18 protein-coding genes and 2 tRNA genes are annotated in these 19,385 nt (G+C 55.2%); 12 read left to right on the plus strand and 8 right to left on the minus strand.

The window, feature by feature from the left end:
- The first annotated feature begins 25 nt into the window (after positions 1-25).
- A tRNA-Arg gene (locus GO984_RS20405) sits at positions 26-102 on the plus strand.
- A 189-nt stretch (positions 103-291) separates the two neighbouring features.
- Positions 292-732 (plus strand): ribose 5-phosphate isomerase B, encoded by a 441-nt coding sequence (gene rpiB, locus GO984_RS20410; protein WP_138163992.1) that lies wholly within the window; start codon positions 292-294, stop codon positions 730-732.
- Between the two features lie 117 nt (positions 733-849).
- Here the strand turns inward: rpiB and GO984_RS20415 are convergent, their stop codons facing one another.
- The 3 genes from GO984_RS20415 to GO984_RS20425 form a co-directional block, all read right to left on the minus strand.
- Positions 850-1,335 (minus strand): GNAT family N-acetyltransferase, encoded by a 486-nt coding sequence (locus tag GO984_RS20415; protein WP_157024410.1) that lies wholly within the window; start codon positions 1,333-1,335, stop codon positions 850-852.
- 140 nt (positions 1,336-1,475) lie between these two features.
- Positions 1,476-2,336 carry a GNAT family N-acetyltransferase gene (locus GO984_RS20420; protein ID WP_157024411.1) on the minus strand — a complete coding sequence of 287 codons (861 nt, stop codon included), beginning with the start codon at positions 2,334-2,336 and terminating at the stop codon, positions 1,476-1,478.
- A 9-nt stretch (positions 2,337-2,345) separates the two neighbouring features.
- Positions 2,346-3,110: a polysaccharide deacetylase family protein gene (locus tag GO984_RS20425; protein WP_157024412.1), complete on the minus strand. Its 765-nt coding sequence runs from the start codon at positions 3,108-3,110 to the stop codon at positions 2,346-2,348.
- Between the two features lie 184 nt (positions 3,111-3,294).
- Here GO984_RS20425 and GO984_RS20430 point away from each other — a divergent pair.
- A tRNA-Arg gene (locus GO984_RS20430) sits at positions 3,295-3,371 on the plus strand.
- A 73-nt stretch (positions 3,372-3,444) separates the two neighbouring features.
- On the opposite strand, the gene GO984_RS20435 is transcribed toward GO984_RS20430, so the two are convergent.
- Positions 3,445-4,356: a LysR substrate-binding domain-containing protein gene (locus GO984_RS20435; RefSeq protein WP_157024413.1), complete on the minus strand. Its 912-nt coding sequence runs from the start codon at positions 4,354-4,356 to the stop codon at positions 3,445-3,447.
- A 135-nt stretch (positions 4,357-4,491) separates the two neighbouring features.
- Between GO984_RS20435 and GO984_RS20440 the strand changes: the two genes are divergently transcribed.
- From GO984_RS20440 to GO984_RS20465, 6 genes are read left to right on the plus strand one after another with little or no spacing between them, the layout of a single operon-like run.
- Complete coding sequence (locus tag GO984_RS20440; protein ID WP_342448118.1) at positions 4,492-5,718, plus strand: CaiB/BaiF CoA transferase family protein; 1,227 nt, start codon at positions 4,492-4,494, stop codon at positions 5,716-5,718.
- A 26-nt stretch (positions 5,719-5,744) separates the two neighbouring features.
- Entirely contained in the window at positions 5,745-6,926 is a 1,182-nt protein-coding gene (gene acdA / locus GO984_RS20445; RefSeq protein WP_167740443.1) for a 3-sulfinopropanoyl-CoA desulfinase, read from the plus strand.
- Positions 6,927-6,951: 25 nt separating this feature from the next.
- A complete protein-coding gene (locus tag GO984_RS20450; RefSeq protein WP_157024414.1) occupies positions 6,952-8,280 on the plus strand; it encodes a tetratricopeptide repeat protein in 1,329 nt (442 codons plus the stop codon).
- 24 nt (positions 8,281-8,304) lie between these two features.
- Complete coding sequence (locus GO984_RS20455) at positions 8,305-9,309, plus strand: YeiH family protein (RefSeq protein ID WP_157024415.1); 1,005 nt, start codon at positions 8,305-8,307, stop codon at positions 9,307-9,309.
- Between the two features lie 32 nt (positions 9,310-9,341).
- Positions 9,342-10,628 (plus strand): 4-aminobutyrate--2-oxoglutarate transaminase, encoded by a 1,287-nt coding sequence (gene gabT / locus GO984_RS20460; protein ID WP_157024416.1) that lies wholly within the window; start codon positions 9,342-9,344, stop codon positions 10,626-10,628.
- Positions 10,625-12,082: an NAD-dependent succinate-semialdehyde dehydrogenase gene (locus tag GO984_RS20465; protein WP_157024417.1), complete on the plus strand. Its 1,458-nt coding sequence runs from the start codon at positions 10,625-10,627 to the stop codon at positions 12,080-12,082. The genes gabT and GO984_RS20465 overlap by 4 nt, the downstream gene beginning before the upstream one ends.
- Positions 12,083-12,099: 17 nt before the next feature.
- Here the strand turns inward: GO984_RS20465 and GO984_RS20470 are convergent, their stop codons facing one another.
- From GO984_RS20470 to GO984_RS20480, 3 genes are read right to left on the minus strand one after another with little or no spacing between them, the layout of a single operon-like run.
- Positions 12,100-12,780, minus strand: a complete 681-nt coding sequence (locus GO984_RS20470; protein WP_157024418.1) for a type 1 glutamine amidotransferase — start codon at positions 12,778-12,780, stop codon at positions 12,100-12,102.
- Between the two features lie 13 nt (positions 12,781-12,793).
- Complete coding sequence (locus tag GO984_RS20475) at positions 12,794-13,858, minus strand: 2Fe-2S iron-sulfur cluster-binding protein (RefSeq protein ID WP_157024419.1); 1,065 nt, start codon at positions 13,856-13,858, stop codon at positions 12,794-12,796.
- 25 nt (positions 13,859-13,883) lie between these two features.
- Positions 13,884-15,125, minus strand: a complete 1,242-nt coding sequence (locus GO984_RS20480) for a cytochrome P450 (RefSeq protein ID WP_167740444.1) — start codon at positions 15,123-15,125, stop codon at positions 13,884-13,886.
- Between the two features lie 150 nt (positions 15,126-15,275).
- Here GO984_RS20480 and GO984_RS20485 point away from each other — a divergent pair, with 150 nt between their 5' ends.
- On the plus strand, positions 15,276-16,094 hold the full coding sequence (locus GO984_RS20485; RefSeq protein WP_157024421.1) for an alpha/beta fold hydrolase: 819 nt from the start codon (positions 15,276-15,278) through the stop codon (positions 16,092-16,094).
- Positions 16,091-17,185 (plus strand): Zn-dependent alcohol dehydrogenase, encoded by a 1,095-nt coding sequence (locus tag GO984_RS20490; RefSeq protein ID WP_157024422.1) that lies wholly within the window; start codon positions 16,091-16,093, stop codon positions 17,183-17,185. Before GO984_RS20485 ends, GO984_RS20490 begins: the two co-directional genes overlap by 4 nt.
- Here the strand turns inward: GO984_RS20490 and GO984_RS20495 are convergent.
- Entirely contained in the window at positions 17,182-17,859 is a 678-nt protein-coding gene (locus tag GO984_RS20495) for a GntR family transcriptional regulator (RefSeq protein WP_157024423.1), read from the minus strand. The genes GO984_RS20490 and GO984_RS20495 overlap by 4 nt on opposite strands.
- Before the next feature lie 173 nt (positions 17,860-18,032).
- Between GO984_RS20495 and GO984_RS20500 the strand changes: the two genes are divergently transcribed.
- Entirely contained in the window at positions 18,033-19,328 is a 1,296-nt protein-coding gene (locus GO984_RS20500) for a glutamine synthetase family protein (RefSeq protein WP_209279446.1), read from the plus strand.
- Positions 19,329-19,385 lie beyond the last annotated feature (57 nt).

Below are 19,385 nucleotides of genomic sequence, written 5' to 3' on the forward strand. Positions count from 1 at the left end.
GCTCAGATTACATCCCGCCCTTAGTGGACCGATAGCTCAGCTGGATAGAGTACCTGACTACGAATCAGGGGGTCGGGGGTTCGAATCCTCCTCGGTCCGCCACTTCCCTATTTCGAATGCAAATGACGGCCGGTTTTCTGGGTTGATTTATGCCAGCCTGTATCATTCGGTGGTTAGATCTTTGCGCAGCCTATGCTACCATCCAAAAACCGGAACATTGATACAACAAAGATCACCTGATGCAATTGGGCCAAGACGCTAAATTGCATTGGGAAACAGGACATCTTCCCCATGACAGACAGCAAACGCATCGTTCTCTCCAGCGATCACGCCGCCATTCAGCTCCGACAGGTCGTTGCAGATCATATCGCAGCTAAAGGCTGGGACGTGGTTGATATTGGACCAACCACGCCTGAAAGCACACATTACCCCATCCATGGTAAAGCAGCCGCGCAGCAGGTTGCGTCTGGTGATTGCCGGTTTGGTATCATCCTGTGTGGCACGGGTCAGGGAATCATGATGGCAGCAAATAAGGTGGAAGGCATCCGGTGCGGCGTCTGCTCTGACACCTTCTCGGCCAGCATGATCCGCCAGCATAACGATGCCAATATGCTGTCGATTGGCGTGCGCGTGGTCGGAGAAGGGCTGGCGCTCGACATCGTGGATGCATTCCTGACTGCCGAGTTCGAAGGCGGGCGTCATGCAACACGCGTGGATATGATTGAAGAGTAAGTCTTCGACAGTTCATAAGCAGAAAGGAGCAATAGGGCCCGGAAATTTGGGTGCTATTGCTTCCAGCTTCATGAAAGATATGGTTTTGCCTTTGCGGCAAAGTGCCTGAAAGTGGTGCTACAGAGTGTTCAGGCGGTATTTCATAAACCATGCACCAGCATATTCGGTTTCTTCAACAAACTGGGCGCCCAGTCGGGTGAGGGCACCGAGATTCTTGCGGGATGGCGGCAAGAGGAATGTCACAAATGGTATTCTTGGATCTGCCTTTGCGATCTTAAGTGCCTTCTTTGAAATGCGCCGCCCCAAACCAAAGCTCTGGGGTTTTAGAACCAGACCAAAGTCCCATTCATCCCCTTCTTTCTGAAATCCACCCCAGCCAACATAAGCGCCATTGCAAAGAATGGCCCAATGGCCAAGCCCATCGCGTTGCCAGCATTGTTCTTTGGCGGCAACAAAATCCGCGGCGGTTTTGTGATCCCAGTCAAAAGTCAGCAAGGGCATATGTTCAGCGACACGAGGATCCGACATATGCGCAATTATGTCGTCGGCAGAGACGTCAGGTAGACGCACAAAAGTGATTTCGCGTTCAGAAGTTTGGGTCATTTCAATCTGCTAGATAAGAATTCTTGACCTGTAGTTCGTATAGCCCCACCTTTTGCGGTCAAGTCTTCTGCCGGACCATCAGCGGACACTTCTTCGTGTGACTAGCCGCAAGGGGGGCGTTCAACGTGCAGGAAAAACAGTCAGTACAGCTTCATTCCAAGCAGGACGACCTCTGAATAAAGATGGTCGATGTCTTCTGGTGGCATGCGGTTTGGGGTGTAGAACCGCGGTACTGCAAACTCCTCGGTCATATCAGGGGTTACATCGGCAGGCAGTAAGCGGCGGTCAACCGATAGAATCGCGCGATCCTGCGGTAGCAGGCTGTCGGCGATGGCACGGACGTGGCGGGCAAAGAGCGTGCGGTTGCCGAGGTACATGACCTCATACGTGACGTAGTCGTCATGTTTCTGCTTGATCGACAAAATGATGACACAGGGCCCGTCAGGGGTTTCTACGATGAGTGGGGTTAGGTCTAGTCCCTCGTGGTCGCGCAGCACGCGCAGGTCTTTGGCGTCGAGGGTTTCAGCGCGTGCAAGCGGGTCGCCGTGGACAGGGAGAGGCGGAGCTGTCACTGCGCGCGGATGCCAGATCAGGCGGGTGGTATCCAATTCCACCAGACCGGCGCTTTTGACGGCGTGAACAGCACCGGGGGAACTGGTGAAGTCGGTCACCGTAATGTCAGTGCGGGCGGTGGCCAGATCGATCATGCGGCGGCCAATGCCGGTGCCCCGGTATGGCTTTAGCAGGTACCACGAGGTCATATTGGCGGTAACACGTAGGCCGTGATCGGTCGGGCGCTGGGCGGTGATCAGGCCCAGAACACCGACCAGTTTTCCATTGTCCCGTACAGTGACGGCATAGGGATCACCGGGGCGCCCCCAGCGACCATCCAATATCGCCCGCCAGCCATCCATCGACCATTTTGCGCGTGGAAACACCTGTTGCATGAATTGCGCGATCTCTTCGCGGTCTTCCGGTTTGCCATAGGTGATATCGATCATGGGGCGGGCCTATTTTTGGTCAAGAAACGAAGACAGTCGAATCCACTCGCTGGCGCCCTTGTGGGTCAGCCGCTCTAGCAACTGGTCGGTGAAGGACCAAACTGTATCGTCCGTTTGCAGGTGGTGGGTTGAAAGCCCGGTTGGCTCAGTTTTGTCCACCAGCCCGGTACGACGTTGCACCAGATGTTCGACCACACCTTCAAGGGTGGCCTCTGTGCCGCGGAATTTCGGCCCCTGTTTCCAGCGGATTGGATCGAAGTGAATGTTCACCTGAGTTACGCCAGCAACGGGCGAGGGAGACTTGCGGGCGTGACAGGTTGAAAGCAGCCGGTAGCCAAGATCTGGGAAATGGGCAACGGTTTTGTCAGCGATCCGGTTCCATGGAGCAGCGAAACCGGGCAGTAGGTTGGGGATCTGAGCTTGAACCAGACGTTGCCACCCGTCCTTCAGGTCACGCAATTGCAGATCGATATCACGGTGCTCGCCCACTTCGGACGCTCGGGCACCGAAGGGTTCGTTGTTCACATGCGCAAAGCCATGTTGCAGTACATAGGTATCAGCTGCATGGCTTAGGCGGTTGGCCAGAGCTGGGCCGACAGATTTTGGCACAACTGCGAGATGAATTGGCACGCTGTGACGCTGGGCCAGTGCTAAAAGAGTATCCAGAGCAGGAGATGTAGATTCGGCGTCATCATCGCGCCACCAAAACGTCGGAGTGACCCCAGCTGCGTGCCAAATGCTGAGTTCCCTTTCCAAATCGGACCAAGTAGCCATAGCTGGATTGCATTCCTTATCAACTGCATGGAGACAACCAATCGCGGAGGTCTGCGTTGTTGTGCCTGACACTTTAAGAGGAGTGCAGCAAGCCCCGCTACGCAACCGGGTTGGCCCCGAGATGATTTTGACAAAATTTTGGGGTTGCGCCTGTCTCATGCTGCCACTAAACCCCGCAAACAGTGGACCGATAGCTCAGCTGGATAGAGTACCTGACTACGAATCAGGGGGTCGGGGGTTCGAATCCTCCTCGGTCCGCCACTTCCCCCTTTTTGTTGATTTCACCATTTTGAGTGTTTTCGCTTTGTTGGCCCTGCGGTCTAGCCTTGGGCTATCAATTGTTCCGCGCGTCGGTGTTTGCGGTCTGGGCATCTGCGCCTGAAGTGATGACGTTTTGAAAGGCATCAAACAGGGCGTCGGACAGTCGGCGTCGTGGATTGTTGTTGCGATCCAGCATGATCAGTTTACGTGCGAGATCCTGAGAGCCAAAATCGCGGACGGTCAGATCGGGTCGGTCCTTTGGTGCACACATTTGCTGGGGTACAACTGAAATCCCAATACCGTGTCGGACCAGCGATTCCACCGCTTCCAGTGCGCTGACCTCCATGGCTGATTCCACATGGATCTTGCGGTCGAGAATATGACGTTCGATCTGCTGGCCAGCCCAGGTCTGGCGATTAAACCAGATGAACTGGTAATTGGCGAAGAGCTCTTTTTCGGTCATGTCTTGCGCTGATTTTGGGGCCAGCAACTGCAATGGTTCCGTGCAGATGACCTGAGCCCTTAGATTGGCCAGAGGGCGATCGGGTTCTGTGACCACAGCCATATCCAAATCACGGTTGCGCACTTGTTGGGCCAGATCAGCCGAAAGCCCGGTTTTGATCTTGATATGCAATTTGGGGTGGGCGGCGCGCAGGCTGGCAATTGCGGGGGGAACCAGGTTCACCAGAGTTGAAGGAACAACCCCCATCGTGATTGACCCGATGAGCGTTTCTTCATGAGTTAGCGATTTGATATCATCCACTATTTCGAAAATCTTCTGCGCGTGTTCAACCAATGCAATGCCACGATCTGTCAGGACAGGCGGACGTTTTTTGCGATCAACCAGAGTGATTTGCAGCTCATCTTCCAGTGTCTTGATATGCACGCTGACGGCCGAATGGCTCAGGCCCATTGCTTCGCCAGCCGCCACAAAGGTTGGGTATTGAGATACGGCGACAACTGTCCTCAAAAAACGGAGGTTCATGGCGAGTCCTTTGTTACTATTTCGAACACTATAATCGCTAATTTATCGCTTTTCTACATGTTTTCTCGTCGATATCGTTGACCCAAGTTGAAGTGTGTCCAGAAAATGGGCCGCAAAATTTAGACGAGGCGCAGCGTGGGAAGCAGGGTTCAATCAATCGAAAAACCTACAGGACCGCTGGCCGGGTTGCGAATTCTGGACCTTAGCCGCATCTTGGCTGGTCCATACTGCACCCAGCTATTGGGTGATATGGGGGCTGATGTCATCAAGGTCGAACGCCCTGGTGCCGGTGACGATACCCGCAGCTGGGGGCCGCCTTATGTAACGGATGTCGACGGTGTGGCTAGCAGCGAAAGTGCTTATTATCTGTCGGCCAATCGCAACAAGCGGTCGATTGCAGTGGATATTGCCACAGCTGAAGGCTTGGCCATCGTGAAAGAGCTGCTTGGTACCTGTGATGTGCTGGTTGAAAACTTCAAGGTTGGCGGATTGGCGCGTTATGGGCTGTCTTACGATGACTTGCGGGCCGAGTACCCGGGGCTGGTTTATTGTTCGATCACGGGGTTTGGGCAAACAGGCCCTAACGCGCATCGCGCCGGATATGATCTGCTGGCCCAGGGGTTTGGTGGTATCATGAGCCTGACAGGTGTTCCCGAGGGCGAACCGATGAAAGTTGGCGTTGGGATCTGTGATGTGATGACCGGTATGTATGCAGCGACATCTATCCTGGCAGCGTTGCGGCACCGCGATGCAACCGGAGAAGGCCAGCAGATTGATCTGGCGCTGGTGGATGTGCAGACCTCTTGGCTGGTCAATGAGGGCACCAATTATCTGTTGTCAGGGGAGCTGCCGCAGCGACGCGGCAATCAACACCCGAATATTGTTCCCTATCAGGTGTTCGAGGTCAGTGATGGCCATGTCATTGTGGCGGTGGGCAATGATGGGCAATTTGTCCGGTTCTGTACCATTCTGGGCTGTCCGGATCTGGCTGCGGACCCGGACTATGCAACCAATCCATCGCGACTGGAAAACCGCGAGGCGCTGATTGCTCTGCTGACACCATTGCTGCGCCAGCAACAGCAAACCCCGTTGTTGACCGCAATGGAGGCGCGTGGCGTGCCGGGCGGTCCAATCAATCAACTGGATCAGGTGTTTGACAGTGATCAGGTGCGGGCACGGGACATGAAAGTGTCGATGCAGCACCCCAAATCTGGCACCGGGACCGTCGACTTGATCGGCAGCCCTGCGAAGTTTTCCAAAACGCCTGTGACCTATCGCCGGGCGCCGCCGCTGTGTGGCGCAGACAGTGAAGAAATCTTGGATGAGATGGCAGAGTTGAGATCTGCCGCTGCCTCCGCTTGAGCCGTAACGAATTGAGGAAGCCTATCGTGTTTGACTTAACCGACGACCAAAAAGCGCTGCAACAAGCAGCCAAAGCCCTGTCTGACGGCCATGTTCGGGACCGAGCCGCTGATGTTGACAGCAGTGAAGACTATCCTTGGGATACCGTTGTAAAGCTGACCGAGGCCGGTTTCATGGGAATGACGATCCCCACTGAGTTTGGTGGTCGGGGATTGAGCTACTTTGATGCCGTGCTGGTGATTGAGCAGATGGCCCGCAATTGCGGTGTCACCGCGCGGATTGTGGTTGAGGCCAACATGGGCGGTGTCGGTGCGATCATGGGCTATGGCTCGGACGCACAAAAGAAACTGGCCGCATCTTATGTGCTGGCAGGTGACAAGCCGGCGATTTGCATTACCGAACCAGGCGCGGGTAGTGCTGCGACGGAAATGACGACCACCGCAGTGAAAACGGATGGTGGTTATGTTCTGAATGGTAAGAAGCATTGGATCACCGGGGGCGGGGTCTCCAAGTTGCATCTGGTGTTTGCTCGGGTCATCGACGATGGCAAAGATCTGGGGATTGGCGGTTTTATCGCGCTTCGTGATGACACCGAGGGCCTGAAAGTTGGCGCCCGTGAATATGCGATGGGGCTGCGAGGCATCCCGGAGACCGAGATCCTGTTTGAGGACATGTTTGTCCCGGACGCGCATGTGATCCAACTGCCGCAGGGGTTTAAGCGCGGGTTTGCAGCCCTGATGAGCGCCTATAATGGCCAGCGTGTTGGTGCCGCAACCGTGGCGCATGGGATTGCGCAGGGCGCCTTTGAACGAGCAGTGGAGTTTGCCAAGGATCGCGAGCAGTTTGGTCGCCCAATTGCAGAGTTCCAGGGGCTTCAATGGATGATTGCCGATATGGAAATTGGTCTGAGTGCAGCCCAGGCCCTGATTTACAAAGCAGCCAAGAGCGGCGGGACAGGCTATCCCGACAAGAATGCGGCTGCGCAGGCAAAGGTGTTTGCAGCTGAAAATGCTGTCACGGTGACCAATACCGCGCTGCAGATTTTTGGCGCGCGTGGGTATGGCCGCAGTCTGCCAATGGAGCGCATGGCGCGTGATGCACGAATGTTCACCATCGGTGGCGGCACCGCGCAGATGCTGCGTAATCAGGTCGCAAGTGCAGTGCTGGACATGAAACTACCGCAGACCCGCAACGGATATCGCGGCTGAGCCTACCCAAAGTTTGGAGAATAAGATGATTTTGCACGATGGCTTTGGTGCGCCTGTTTCACATCATAATCAGGCTGCGGTAGATGCATTTACACAGGCCGCGGTGCGTCTGTTAGAATATGCGCCCGCCCCAGGCACGATGATCAAGGCGGTTCTGAAAACGGACCCCGATTTCATTATGGCCCGGTGTTTTCTGGCGGGTATGTATCTGATCTCCAGCGATAAACGAAAACAGGCTCATTTGCGGGCTGAATACGATGTTCTGGTTGGATTGGCGAACAAGGCCAATGCGCGTGAATTGGGGCATATTCAGGCGATGACCCTGTGGCTGAGCGGTGATTTCTATGCTGCGTCACAGGCCTATGCGGATATCCTCTTGCACTGTCCGCGCGATTTGTGTGCGCTGCAGTTTGGTCATCAGGTCGATTTCCTTCTGGGACAGGCCAGTTCGTGTCGGGACCGGCCAACACGGGTGATGGCGCAATGGAGTGAGGCGGATCCTGAGTATTCCTTTGTGCTTGGTATGTCGGCCTTTGGTCTGGAGGAATGCGGACACTATCCGCAGGCCGAGGCCGCGGCAATAAAGGCCGTATCTCTGAATCCAGCTGATACCTGGAGTGTGCATGCACTGGCGCATTGCTATGAAATGCAGGGCAAGGTCGACGAAGGGCTTGGCTTTATGGAGCGTTGTGAGGCGCATTGGGGCGGTGACAGTTACATGTCGATCCACAATCGCTGGCACCAGCAGTTGTACTGGTTGGAGCAGTGTGAATTTGATCGCGCACTGGCGGCTCATGATGAATATATGCTGGTCACCGACCGTTCCGAACTGATGGATGTGCATGATTCAGCCGCGTTGCTATGGCGGTTGAACATGGATGGCGTCGATACGGGGGATCGCTGGGGCATTGTTGCGGATCAGTATGCCAAGGTCCTAGATCAAGCCTATATGCCGTTCACAGATCTACATGCGATGATGGCCTTTACTGCCGCCGGTCGGGATGCCGAGGCCAAGGCGCTAATTGCGGCGCTGGAGGCCAATCAAGAGGGTAGCGGCACCAGTTCAATTGTTATCCGCACCGCTGGTTTGCCGATTGTCAGAGGACTGCAGGCCTTTGGGCGTGGTGACTATGAAAAGGCAAAAGGTTTGCTGTCGGGTGCGCGTCATTCGGCGCATCTGTTTGGCGGATCCATTGCACAACGCGATGTCATCAATCTGACCCTGATCGAGGCTGCCTCGCGCAGTGGTGACAGGGCAATGGTTGAAGGGCTTATTGCGGAACGCAGTGTGTTGAAACACGAAACCCCCCTCACAGATTTTTTCCGCAATCGCGCTGCTGCCGCTGCTGCGTAATCCCAACTGGGCGAAGGAAATCGGATGTTATCTAATCTGCAGTCGCGGATCCAAGAGGCGATCCCGGGGGTCGTGCTGAGTTCAACCGCGGCTATGGCGGCCATGTTTCTTGCTACGCAATATACCGCTCCAGTGATGCTGTTTGCACTGCTTCTGGGCATGGCGTTCAATTTTGTCGACCGTGACGGCAAATTCACCGCAGGTATCAATTTCATGTCCCGCACAGTGCTGCGGGTCGGGGTGGCGCTGTTGGGCGCGAGGATCACCTTTGCCCAGATATTCGAGCTTGGGCCATATGCGGTGCTGATTGTATTGGTCAGTTTGGTCAGCACTATTGGCATGGGTATTCTGACGGCCCGGCTTATCGGTCGCACCCTATCCTTTGGCGTTCTGACTGGTGGCGCGGTGGGCATCTGTGGGGCTTCAGCCGCCTTGGCTCTGACCTCGGTATTGCCGAAAGGCGAGGGCGGCATTGTCGAGCGGGATACTGTTTTTACGGTGGTGGCGGTGACGGTGTTTAGCACCGTTGCCATGATAACCTATCCCATGTTCACCCAGCTCGCTGGTATGTCCGATCAGGTCGCAGGCATCTTTTTGGGGGCAACGATCCATGACGTGGCTCAGGTGGTGGGCGCTGGCTATACGGTGTCAGAGAGGACAGGCGACATTGCAACGGTGATCAAACTGCTGCGGGTTGCGATGTTGGTGCCGGTGATCGGTCTTGTCGTGCTGTTTGGCCTGCGCGCATGCAAAGGTGCGCCGCGTGGATCGGTCCCTGTGCCCTGGTTCCTGTTTGGCTTTGTCGCGCTGGCGACCCTGAATTCGTTGGGTGTCATTCCGGTCGCTACAGCCTTGGTGCTTTCGGATGCTTCTAAATGGGCTTTGGTTGGTGCGATTGCGGCCCTGGGGATGAAAACCCTGCTGGGTGAGATCGTCACCGTTGGACCGCGCGCACTGGCCATCGTCTTGATCGAAACGCTGTGGATCGCCGGTTTTGTCTGGCTGCTTACCCGCGCTTTACCACTTTGAATTTGCAACGTCCTGATATCCGGAGACCAATCATGCCTGATACCAATAGCAACCTGACGGCCCGCCGGGCCACTGCCATCCCCCGTGGCGTGGGATTGATGAACCCGGTTTTTGCCGCGCGCGCCGAAAACGCCGAAGTTTGGGACGCTGAAGGCCGCCGCTATATCGATTTTGCGGCTGGAATTGCGGTGGTCAATACCGGCCACCGGCACCCAAAAGTAGTGCAGGCGATTACGGCACAGTTGGAGGATTTTACCCATACCTGCCACCATGTCTTACCCTATGCCTCCTACGTGACGTTGGCAGAGCGGCTGAACATGCTGGTACCCGGCGATTTTGCCAAGAAAACCTGTTTTGTGACCACAGGTGCTGAATCTGTGGAAAATGCGGTCAAAATCGCCCGCGCCCATACTGGACGTGACGCGGTGATTGCTTTTGGTGGTGGGTTTCACGGTCGCACCTATATGGGGATGTCGCTGACAGGGAAGGTGGCACCCTATCGTGCGGGATTTGGCAGCATGATGGGCGACACCTATCATGTGCCCTTTCCAACCGCGCAAAACGGGATCTCGGCTGAGGCCGCACTTGCGGCGGTGCGCAGCCTGTTTCAAACGGATCTCGATCCATTACGAGCGGCTGCAATCATCATTGAGCCGGTGCAGGGCGAGGGCGGTTTCAACATCGCGCCAAGGGCGTTGATGACAGGGTTGCGAGAGCTCTGCGATGAATATGGGATCTTGTTGATCGCTGATGAAATTCAAACTGGATTTGGTCGCACCGGCCAGATGTTTGCGATGGAGCGCCTTGGCGTTGCGGCTGATTTGACATGTATGGCCAAGGGGTTGGCCGGGGGTATGCCGCTGGCCGCTGTCACGGGGCGTGCCGAGGTTATGGATGCACCTAATCCGGGAGGTTTGGGCGGGACATACGGCGGCAATCCATTGGCCATTGCAGCCGCACTTGCAGTGCTGGATGTGCTGGATGAAGAACAATTGTGCCAGCGCGCTAGCAAGTTGGGGGCGGATTTGATCGCGCATTTGCGGGATCTCCAATCCGATGTGCCTGAACTTGGCGATGTGCGTGGGCTTGGGTTTATGGTGGCGGCTGAGTTTGTAACTTCTGAGGGCACGCCAAACCCTGAAATGGCGCAACGGGTCAAAGCCAGGACAATGGCCCGTGGGCTGATTCTGTTGACTTGTGGCGTTGGCGGCAATGTGATCCGTTTTCTGGCACCGCTGACAATTCCTGATGCGGTCTTTGCCGAAGCGCTGGGCATTCTGAGTGACGTGATCCCTGCAGCGCGGGAGGCGGGAGAATGATCCACTTGCAAGACAAAGCCTTGTTTCGCCAGCGGGCTTTCCTAAATGGCGACTGGGTTGAGGCCTCTGATGGGGCGGTGATTGCGGTTCATGATCCGGCCACCGGCGAAGAAATTGGTACGGTTCCTGATTTGGGTGTAGCAGAGACCAAAGCGGCGATTGCGGCGGCTGAAATCGCGCAAAAAAATTGGGCAGCCCGAACCGCCGGAGAACGGGCAGCCGTGTTGCGGCACTGGTACGACCTAATGATGGCACACCGTGAAGATCTGGCCCTGATCCTGACCAGAGAAATGGGTAAACCGCTGGCTGAGGCACTGGGAGAAGTGACCTATGGTGCTGGCTTTATCCAGTGGTTTGCCGAAGAAGCGCGGCGGGTTTACGGGGAAACGATCCCCGGCCATCAACCGGACAAACGGCTAATGGTGATCAAGCAGCCAGTGGGCGTTGTGGCGGCGATTACGCCGTGGAATTTTCCCAATGCGATGATCACCCGCAAGGTTGCGCCTGCTCTGGCGGCAGGCTGTGCGGTGGTTCTAAAACCTGCCTCCGAAACCCCGTTCTCGGCTCTGGCAATGGCAGAACTGGCGGTACGGGCCGGTTTGCCCAAGGGGCTGTTGAACATAGTCACCGGGCGCGATGCCGCAGCCATTGGGGGCGAGATGTGTGCCAATCCGACTGTGCGTAAATTGACCTTTACCGGTTCAACCGGCGTTGGGAAGATCCTGATGCGGCAATGTGCAGATACGGTCAAAAAACTCAGCCTTGAGCTTGGCGGTAATGCGCCGTTTATTGTGTTTGACGATGCGGATCTGGATGCGGCAGTCGAGGGCGCAATGATCGCCAAGTTCCGCAACAACGGACAAACCTGTGTCTGCGCCAACCGGATCTATGTGCAAGATGGTGTCTATGATGCCTTTGCCGAAAAACTGACACGGGCTGTTTCCGGCATCAAAGTTGGTAATGGGGTGCAGGATGGGGTGACAACCGGCCCGTTGATTGATGCCCGTGCGGTGGTCAAAGTGAGCGCCCATATTTCAGATGCCACCAGCAAAGGTGCGCGGGTGCTGACGGGGGGCGCCCGGCATGAGCTGGGGGGAAGCTTTTTCCAGCCCACGGTACTGGGGGATGTGACGCGTGAGATGGCAATTGCCCGCGAAGAAACCTTTGGTCCAGTTGCGCCGCTGTTTCGGTTTAATACGGTTGATGACGTGATTGCGCAGGCCAATGATACCGAATTTGGTCTTGCCTCATATTTCTATGCGCGTGACCTGTCGCGGGTCTGGCAGGTGGCAGAAGCGCTGGAATACGGCATGGTTGGGGTGAATACTGGGTTGATTTCAACAGAAGTCGCCCCCTTTGGAGGCATCAAACAATCTGGCCTTGGACGAGAAGGTGCGCGTCAGGGGGTCGAGGATTATCTTGAAATGAAATCCATCTGTTTAGGTGGTATCTAGGGCGACCTCAGGACGCGCTAAATGCTGCGCGTCCTGAAAAAGCCAGCGATCTGGCCAGCCAATGTAGCGGTGCTGAGCGGTTGGTCATAGGCAATCTTGGCGGCTTCGATCAATTCTGGGGGGAGGGCGTCGCGGCGGTAATCTGAGAGATCGCGACCAAATTCTGCGCTGAATTCAGGATGTGCCTGGACTGTAAAAGCGCGGTTTCCATAGGTGATAAAGGCGTTTTTGCAAAAGGGTGACCCACCGGTAGCCTGTGCGCCTTGTGGCAGTTTGGTAACCTGATCCTGATGCCAGGCGACAACACTCAAATCTGTGCCATCCGCCATCTGGTAAGATTGATTCCCGATCGACCACCCCTGATCAAAGCGTTCAACCGTGCCACCTAGGGCCAAGGCCATGATCTGGTGACCAAAGCAAATGCCGACAATTGGGCGATCTGCTGCATAGGTTTCGCGTAGGAAATTCACCAACTCAGAAATCCACGGCAGATCTTCGTAAGCGGAGTGTTTGGAGCCTGTGACCAACCAGCCGTCAGCGGCATCCGGGCTGGGAGGGAAGATACCATCGACCACATTCCAAGTCTGAAACTCAAACTCTTTCCCCGCCAGCAAGTTGTGGAACATGGCGTCAAAATCACCGTGCTTGTCGATCAAGGACTCGGCTGTGTGGCCTGTCTGCAAAATACCAATTTTCATTATTTAGTCCTGATTAGATGTCCAGAGTCACGTCGCCCTTGGGCACCGCACAGCACAGGAGGGCAAACCCCGTACCTGGGCGTTCCATTGGTTCTTCGGGGTATTCGACTTCACCTGCTGTTACTCTTGTTTTGCAGGTGTCGCAGGTGCCAGCCCGGCAGCTATAGTCTGCCATCACGCCATGTTCTTCGGCTAGCTCCAGCAAGTTGGGAATATCCGGATCCCAAGCCACCTGCATCCCGGATTGAGCAAATGTGATCTGTGGCAGGTTGGCGGCCTGCGGTGTGGGGGCTGATTTAGATCGTGTTGGTTTTAGCAGCGTGGCAGGGCCGAAGAACTCATAATAGATCAGGTCTTCGTCGACACCCAGCGACAAAAGCAGCGCGTACATTGCTTCCATAAAAGCGCCGGGACCGCAGAGATAATACTCAGCGGGGGTCTTTGGCATCAACTGCTGCAACAGGGCGCGGGTGACAAAACCACTGCTGTCATAACCGCCATCCTGCGGCCGTGGGTTGGCGTAGCAGATATGGCTGGCAAGCTTGTCAAAACTGGATTGTAAATCACGTACTTCCTGACCGAGCGCATGGACGCCACCATGTTCGCAAGCATGAATAAACACCGTTTCGCGGCTGCCCTGTGCTGCAAGTGCCTGCAACATGGCCAGCAATGGGGTCTGACCGACGCCACCGCTGAGCAAAACCACCGGCCGATCCGAGCTCTGGTTCAAGGCAAACTTGCCAGCGGGACCATAAGCGGTGACGGTGTCACCTTCGCTGAGCTTGCTATGAAAATAGCTGGATGCAATTCCGGGTGGCACATCTTTGTCTTGGGGGGCGGTTTCATGTTTGATCGTGACCCGCAATCCATCGCTGCTGCGCTGCGAGATGCTGTATTCCCGTTTCACCGGCACACCCTGTTCATCGGGTACGGTAAAGACCAGATAGTCCCCAGGGACAAAATCGGGGCAGGCGCCAGTTGTTGGGTTTAGATAGAACGACATTATGTTGTCGGACTCTGTCTTTTTGCGGGTGATGGTATAGTCCCGGGTCTGCGGGGTCGCGCGGTTGGGCAGCATCTGCGCCTCCTGTAATTGGGTGGAACTAGCCGAGGCGGACGACTAGTTTTTCGATGCCATTCACAAAGTTGGAGTGGACGTATTCGGGAGGCTCGGCCAAGGAGATTTTCATGTCGCGTTTCAGAATTTCCTCAAGCAGGATACGTAATTCAATGCGCGCCAAACCTGCGCCTAGACAGGTGTGGACGCCGCCACCGCCATAGCCGATGTGGGGCATTTTGGGGCGGGTAACATCATAGTCGAGCGGTGCGGCGAACCGGGCTTCGTCGAAATTTCCGCTGGCGTACCACATTACAACTTTTTCGCCCTTTTTAACCGGGGTTCCCGACAGCACGGTGTCGCAGGTTGCGGTGCGGCGAAAGTAGAGGATAGGCGATGCCACCCGGACGATCTCTTCCACGGCCCCATCGATCAGATCCGGGTTGTCTTTGATACTGGCAAAGATTTCGGGATTGTTCACCATCTGGATCACCAGATTGGACATTGCTGACCGGGTGGTTTCATTGCCAGCGAAAATCAGCAGGCGAAAGAAATTCGTGAATTCTGCCTCGGTCAGTTTTTCACCATCGACTTCGGCGTTGATCAGTTTGGTGACAAGATCATCCTGCGGTTCGGCCCTGCGTTTGTTGCCAAGATCGCGGGCGTAATTGTCCAGCGCAAAGGCTGCGGGGCTTTCAAATGGCAGGAACCGAAGCGGAGTGGTGTTGCCGTAGGCATTGGGATCAAGCGGTTTGTTCGCGGTGCCAGCAACCAGATGATCCGTCAATTCAATCATGTAGTTACGGTCTTCTTCCGGCACACCAAGCATGTCACAGATGATGCTGATCGGAATTGGCTTGGCAATTTTTTCGACCCAGTCCCCGCCGCCTTCAGCCACCAGATCATCCAGCAATGCCGAAGCGCGTTGGCGAACAATGGGTTCAAAAAGCCGGAGGTTTTTGGGGATGAAGCCAGGGTTGACCAAGCGCCGTAACCGGCTGTGGTTGGGCGGGTCCATGTCAATCATCGAGGCGCGTGCCTCCAGGCAGTCGTCGGGCACTGTATAGATCTGGATGTGGCCAGTGGCGGAACTAAAGGTCTCGGGGTGGCGAGAGACTTCAACGATGTCTTCAAACCGGGTCACCGCCCAAAATCCATCTTCACCTTGTAACGGGTTCCAGCTCAGCCCGGGTTGTTTGCGGATTTCTGCAAACACCTGGTGGGGAATGCCTGCATCGTAAAGAGCCGGATCCGATAGGTCGGTTTGGGTGAGGCTGCGATCTGACAATGGACAATTTCCTTTCCGGCACGAGTGTTGATTCGTGAATACTGGATTCATTGTATTCTGTATACAAAAATCTTGTGAACTTGATTTTGCTATGTCAGTACTGGCGGTGACAAAAGGTGACTTTTGGATGTGAAAAAGGAGCGTGGTGTGATGCAAGGCGATATAATTGTTGAAGAAAAGGGGCCGATCTGCTGGCAAGAGGCCGGAGTCGGTGCGCCGATCCTCTTTCTGCATGCTATGGCAGGATCACGTACGGCTTGGGTTCCCCAGTTTGAGTATTTTACGCCGCACTATCGTTGTATCGCCTGGGATATGCCCGGTTTTGGATTGTCCGCAGCCTTGCCTGATGGTGCGCAGATGGCTGAGGTCACAAGCAGCCTGAAAGGCTTTGTCACTCAGACGTTGGGGCTAACCTCGGCGCATTTTGTTGGCCTGTCAGTTGGCGGAATGATCTTACAGCACTTCGCAGCAGAAGAGCCTGAACTGGTCCGATCTCTGACGATTATGGACAGCTCGCCAAAGTTTGGACTGGGTGGCGATATGAGCCCTGAGGACTTTATGCAGCCAATCTTGTCAGACTTAGCGGATGGGACTTCGGTGCGGGCGTTTTCGGATACCATGATCAAAGCGATTACCGGGCCGAGCTGCAGCCCTCAGGTTATTGATGCAGCGATCGGCGCAATGGCGCGGGCGCAGTTGTCTGGGCTGGTGCTGACGACACAGTTGATAGGCAACCATGATGCGATGAGCGCTTTGGGCCATATCAGAGCGCCGACATTGGTAATGGTGGGCGCTGATGATGCGGATACCCCTGTCAGCTACGCCGAAGAGATTGCTAAGACTATCAAAGGCGCTCAGCTAGAGATCATTCCTGATGCCGGTCATCTTTCGAATCTAGAAAACCCCGAGGCGGTGAATGCGGTGCTCGCGAATTTCCTTGCTGCGCAAGCGGGGGGAATGTGCCGATGAAAGCCGCCATCTTCCACACAGCGGGCGCGCCGCTGGAGATTGAGACCATCGCCCTTGGAAATCCGGGTCACAATGAAGTGCTGGTTGAAGTTGCTGCCACTGGATTGTGCCACACAGATTTGCATTTCATGCAGGGCCATCTTCCGCTACAGGCCCCCGCTATTTTGGGCCATGAAACTGCGGGTATCGTGCGTGTTGTTGGAGCAGGGGTCAGCTATGTGAAGCCCGGCGATCATGTCATCGGCTGTTTGTCGGCGTTTTGTGGTTGTTGCCACATGTGCCTGTCGGGAAACCCGTCGATCTGTGAAGATCAACTTGCAATTAACCGCAGCGAAGAAGAGCCGCCTCGTTTGCAGCAAAAGGACACCAAGGTTCAGCAGTTCATGAACCTGTCTGCCTTTGCGGATCACATGTTGGTGCATGAACACGCATTGGCAAAGATTGATCCGGCGATGCCCTTGGACAAGGCGGCGTTGATTGGCTGTGGGGTGACCACGGGTGTGGGCGCGGTGATGCGAACCGCACAGGTCGAAGTGGGGAGTTCAGTGGTGGTGATCGGCTGCGGTGCGGTTGGGTTGAATGCCGTTCAGGGCGCCAGACTAGCCGGAGCGTTGAACATCATAGCGGTTGATATCAATGTTGGTCGTCTGGAGATGGCCCGCAACTTTGGTGCTACGCATGTGATCAACTCGTCCTTGGACGACGCCGTTGAACAGGTGATGCAGATCACCGCTGGCAAAGGGGTGGAATACGCATTCGAAGCGGTTGGTCATCCGGATCTCGCACGCAATGGCTTTATGATGTTGCGAAAAAATGGACTGTTGGTGCTGATTGGTCTGATGTCTGCTGACACCGAGGTTTCCCTGCCATTTCACCAGTTCATTGCGCAGCGAAAGGTCATGGGCTGTGACATGGGATCAAACCGGTTTCGGAGCGATATGCAGGTGATGGTTCAATTCTATCTCGATGGCAGGTTGAATCTGGATGATATGCTGACAGGGCGATTGCCGCTTTCACAAATCAACGATGGTTTTGCGGCCATGCAGCGCGGTGAAGGGCTGCGCACGATAATTGACTTTTCACTGAGCTAGGAGGCGGACGGCGCGTCCTTCATGCAGGCCAGCTGAAGATCTAGGCCGGTATGAATATGGGCGCGCATCGCTGCCTCTGACTCGGCGGGGGTGCCATTGCGCAAAACATCACATAACGCGTGGTGTTCCCCGAGTGACAATTGCAGATCCGCGCTGGGGATCAGCGAGAACATATGCAGTGAAAAGCCACGGTTCCACATCTGGTCGAACATATCGAGCAAGTAGCGGTTTTGGGTGCGCTCAACAAATGCACGGTGGATTTTCCGGTTGGCGTCATACAATTCGGCTGCCGTCTCTAGGTCGCGGCCTTCTTCAAAACTGATGATCGCGTCAATCTGCTGGAAAGTTCTGGTGTTGGCGGCCTCGCTCAGCAGCCGGGCTGAGTACCCTTCAATGGCAGCGCGGGTCTCATAGATGAAGCGCACTTCCTCATGGCTGACTTTGCGGATGTAAAATCCACCCCGACCAGCAATTTCCAGGATGCCTTCTTGTTCAAGCCGCAAAAGCGCCTCGCGGACTGGTGTGCGGCTGATGTCGAGCTCGGCTGCCAGCTTTTCCTGTACGATCTTTCGATTCGGATCAATTTCCCCATTGGCGATGGCTTCTAAAATTTGAGCATAGGCCTCATCGGCGAGCCGAATTCGGGGGGTTTTGATCTTTTTGAAAGTAGTCATGAAAACACCTGTGGAAGCGCGAATACTGTATTCTTTCTACCAACTTCGACGTCGTTCACAAGCAATATTGATGTTTTCGTGTTGTTACATTGAAAAAATAACAATTTGAAAATTACTGAACACTGTATACAAAAAGATATATATACGCCGCTACATTTACCTGGGAGAGCCACGTGACCAAAGAAATTTACCCATTGCCCGAAGGCACCCATACCGTGGTACTTGGTGTTGGGGATGTGAACGGGTACATGCGCGGCAAGCGTATTCCGGCCACCCAGTGGGAGCGAACCTGTAAAGACGGCAACGCCATCATTGCAGCGATGTTTGCGTTGGATATGACCAGCGACGTTTGGGATACGCCTTATTGCAGCTTCGACAATGGCTATGTCGATATGCACATGTTCCCGCTGAATGCTCCTGTTGCCTGTCCATTTGAACCAGGTGTTGCAATCACCCTGGCCTATGCTGAGGGCATGGATCACCAACCGGTGCCAATCGATCCGCGTGGCGCGTTGCTAAAGCAAGTCGAGCGTGCAGCTGCACAGGGATATCAGGTGCAGGTTGGTACAGAATTGGAGTTCTATCTATTGGATCCGGAAACCGGGCTGCCCACCATTCAGGGCAATCAAGTCTACGGCATCAATAGAATGGCAGAACTGGAGCATGTGCTGGGGCCGATCCGCGAGGATTTGACCGCGATGGGTATTCCGATTGAGCAGTCGAATCCCGAATATGCGGCGGGGCAGGTCGAGGTGAACATTCGCTATGACGAAGCCGTTCTGGCCGCCGACCGCATCATTCTGTTCCGCGCTATGGTGAAGCAGGTCGCAGCAAAGCATGGCTATCTCGCTACCTTTATGGCCAAGCCATTCATCGCTGAATCGGGAAGCGGTTTCCACACTCATTACTCTCTGTGGAAAGATGGCAAAAACGCTTTTGCTCAAGATGGCAAGATTAACCAAACGGGCCTAGCGTTTGTCGCGGGATTGCAAAACCGTATGGTCGAGATGTCCTTGGCGGGGTCGACCACCCCCAACGCCTATAAACGGCGCCAGCCTTATACCTTCTGCCCAGTGAACAACAGCTGGGGGTATGACAACCGGACGGTAGGGTTGCGGGTGATCGAAGGCGGAGATTCTGCGGTGAGGGTAGAGAAACGCGATGCCTCGGCTGACGTGAACCCCTATTACCTGTTGGCCTGTGATATCGCGGCCGGATTGGAAGGCATCGAAAACGGCAGTGAGCCCGGTCCCGTGACCAAGGGCGATGCATATGCTGATAATCCTGCGGATATGTTGCCACTTACCCTTGATGAAGCTGTGGCGCAGGCCAAAAACTCCACTTTCATGTCAGAGGTCTATGGACAGGACCGGCTGGATATCGCCGTCAAGCAATCCGAACGCGAAATTGAGTTTGTTCGACAGCAGGTTACGGCAGTGGAGACGGAGCGCTACCTGCGAAACCTGTAGAAACGGTTGCTGGCTACGGTTTTCAACGACAGCAAACCGATGTGATTCAGTGTTACG

Origin of the sequence: Parasedimentitalea huanghaiensis (genome assembly GCF_009753675.1) — a bacterium.
GTDB lineage: Bacteria > Pseudomonadota > Alphaproteobacteria > Rhodobacterales > Rhodobacteraceae > Parasedimentitalea > Parasedimentitalea huanghaiensis.